General features: G+C 55.6%; 3 protein-coding genes. 2 read left to right on the top strand and 1 reads right to left on the bottom strand.

Annotated elements, in window-relative coordinates:
• Positions 1-564, bottom strand: a 564-nt coding sequence (locus tag EP867_RS20040; protein WP_194085569.1) for a hypothetical protein, incomplete at its 3' end; no start/stop codon positions are given.
• A gap of 450 nt (positions 565-1,014) precedes the next feature.
• Here EP867_RS20040 and EP867_RS18025 point away from each other — a divergent pair.
• A complete protein-coding gene (locus EP867_RS18025; protein WP_128490850.1) occupies positions 1,015-1,821 on the top strand; it encodes a hypothetical protein in 807 nt (268 codons plus the stop codon).
• Positions 1,821-3,107 (top strand): hypothetical protein (locus tag EP867_RS18020; protein ID WP_407644019.1); only part of this gene is annotated, 1,287 nt, incomplete at its 3' end. The genes EP867_RS18025 and EP867_RS18020, both read left to right, overlap by 1 nt.

Raw genomic sequence — 3,107 nt, 5'->3', positions numbered from 1 at the left:
TGAATGCCAGCACCTGGAGATCTCCATATTTGGCGCGTTTCTGTCAAAGGCGAGCCTGCGCGCCAAATTCATCCTGTTCGCAAGGAGCCACAGCCTCAAGGCGTAAAAATTTTTTCGCAGCACCCCCAGGGTGAAAATCTTGTTTATTTTCATGCGCCTGGTGCTGCCGCACAGAGCTAAGTCCGGGATATTCCAGGGAAAATTCCGCCGCAATCCACAGGAAACTTTCGCCAGGGCCTTTTGCGGCCACAGAAGTGCTTTATCTTCCGATTTGTGAGACATGAGAGCCGGACCAATGACGATCCAGGACAAAACCACAGATACGATGACGATCGGGGGCCAGCCTTTCCAGGGCGCAGCGTCGATCCGAATCGTTGATGCGGTTTCCCACAGCCACTGGGCACTGGGAGGCGGCTTTGCCGTGATCGGGTTACGGTCTTTCGTGTCTGCGGAATTGGGAAAATCCAAACCGTCCCAGTTCTCACAAACCCAGACCATGCAAATGGAGCCTTCAGCCTTGTCAGCTGGCTCTGATTTCTCCCCAAAAAAGAAAATGCCAGCCAAGGGGTTGCAATACCCCTGCCCTGACCTCGCGGTCTCGGGGCGGTGAGAAGATAGATTCCGAAAATGGCCAGCGTCGAGATTTTCGGCTAAGGCACTGATAATAAAGAAAAGACTCTGAATCTGGATAAATCCATGGCAAGATCGTGCGCAGTCTTCAAATGCGTGCGGAAGCCTTAACGGGTTTGGCAGACAGGCAGAGGACCGAAAAGAAAACCAGAAGAAGCATCGACCCCGCGTCGGCGCATCATACAGCTTGTTGCGATCTCGGGCACTCGCACGCGATCGGAGATCACATCTGACTACGCCTCAAGGCTGGACGAAGTCCTCAGGACTGCGAACGGACGCGGCTTGTCTGACGAGCGGTATGAAGCCTGCGCGATGACCTCCTCCGTCCCGACAACGCGATGCGCGTTTTGTCGGCCAATATCGCTCACCCTCCGGGGATCACAGATGAAGCTCAAAGACACGAAGAAAGTCACTGAATTCGGAACGAAACCGCCCCGTAAGCAGCCATTCAGGCAGAAGCGCTCGCTGCGCGATCGCCTGAAGGCCAATGCGGTCCTTGCCGAAAACGCCTGCAGGGATCAATCAGCCTTGCAGCCAACACGGGGAAGCACCTCAGATCGCTACGCGGGTCGTGCATCGGCGGGAATTTCGCATCGCAGCATTATTTGCAATCTGCCGGTGCCGGCTCAAGGCGGGCAGATCCTTATTCTCGACAGCCGACTTGAGCGCGACCACGCGCTGGCCCTCATGTTTAATCCCGGCATTCGCTACATCGAAGAGCAGGCAGGGTTTAACTGGACCGACGGCGGAAAAACTTTCACCCACTACTTTGATCTTCTGACCCTCGGCCACAATGGTGAGGCGATTGGATGGTCAGTGCGCCCCAAGGCCCGTTATGACGGCTCCAGGCTTTCTCAGACGCTGCCCAAAATTGCCGAACAGGCTATTGGCACCGGCCAGTTGGACGCTGTTCGTCTTCTGACAGATCAGCATATCAATCCAGCGGCGACGGATGACGCGCTCCTGATCCTCTCCGTGCGAGAGGATGACGAGATGGCACAGGAAGCCGTGCGCACTGTTCTGACTGAAGCACAAGACCCTGTTTCCTATCAGGATTTGATTGATCGTGTTCAGCTTGGCCGCCGCGGACGCGACGCCATCCTTCGTTTACTTGGGCTGCGCGTAGCGCTGCTCCACAGCTACGGGCTTAGCAACGGCAATGCCGTGATCGGTCTTCGGGAGGGCCTGTAATGCAAGCGAACGCTGCTTTGGCACCAGCCATAAATACCGGGCGCATTCCTGGTTACTCTGACATCTGTGACCGCTATGCAGTCGGCGACATCCTGAACATCAACAATATCAGATATGCCGTCTGCGAAATCAAATCTCGGGGCATCTCTTTGCTTCGGCAGGATATCGATGGCGCAAAGCCTGAAGTTTTCTCACCCGCGAAGCTGAGGGAATGTGAAAGCAGCTTCGGCTTTCGCCATAATTCCGGGCTTACGCTGGGGATTCTTCCGACAGATCCCCGCCTGACCCTGGCCTCAGCACAGCCTGTGCATCTGCTTTGTCGGACCTACATCAAAATCCAGTTCATACAGAGGTTTAATGACCTTCATGCATGCGGAAAGATCAAGCGGCGGGCCACGCTGACTGGTGATGAGCATCGCCTGCTTCGCCAGACTGTAAAGGAAGACAGCGCGAAGTATCTGGAGAACCTCGACAGACACCAGAGACTGGAGATCGAGGTCGAATATTTTGGCAGCGGCTCATTCCCTTCGGCACGCACAATCCGTGACTGGGCCAAGCGTTACTCTGACAACGGAGCCCTGAGCCTGGTGCGGAAACTGCGGTCCGACAGCAGCAGGCGGTCAATGTCGGATGCAGCACTCTGGGTGATGGTCAGAAATATTTTGAAATATCAATGCCGGAGCCGGCCACGCCCATGTGATATCATCCGCTGGACGAAAGATGACTTTGGGGCGATCAATCGCGATCGTGAAGCGAACGGTTTGGAGCACCTGAAATGCCCCAGCGATCAAACCATTCGTTCTGAAATCAAAAAGCTGGACCCCTTTCAAACCTGCCTCGCGCGGGAGGGGATGTCAGTAGCCCGGGCAAGGTTTGGATCTGTCTATGGCAAGCTTCTCGCCGCCAGGCCTGGGCAGATCGTTATTATTGATGAAGTTACACTGGATGTGCACAGTCTCAAGACAGCACCGGGGCTGAAGGATTTATTGCCTCCGGCTGCCCTCGAGAGAATGGGCTGGGACGGTGGAACGGGCCGGCTGCATCTCACTGTCGCAATTGATGTGAAAACGCGTGTGATCCTCGCTGCCCATATCAGTGAGCATCCGGGCGCCGCATCTGCGGTCGCGACACTGCAAATGATCATGACTGACAAGAGCTACATGAGTGAGCTCTTTGGTCTTGAACAAACATGGCACATGCACTGCCGCCCTGAAATAATCTATCCGCGATCCACTCTGGCCTCGACGCGGTTTCGGGGGGGGGGGGATAGCCGCTCTGTCGTTGTC

It is taken from the genome of Falsigemmobacter intermedius, assembly GCF_004054105.1.
Taxonomy (GTDB): domain Bacteria; phylum Pseudomonadota; class Alphaproteobacteria; order Rhodobacterales; family Rhodobacteraceae; genus Wagnerdoeblera; species Wagnerdoeblera intermedia.
Note: the sequence above shows the minus strand (reverse complement) of the source record. Positions and strands in the feature narration are given on the sequence as shown.

Coding starts and splice junctions, on each gene's coding strand:
- EP867_RS18025 (WP_128490850.1), top strand. CDS start 1,015: ATGAAGCTCAAAGACACGAAGAAAGTCACTGAATTCGGAACGAAACCG.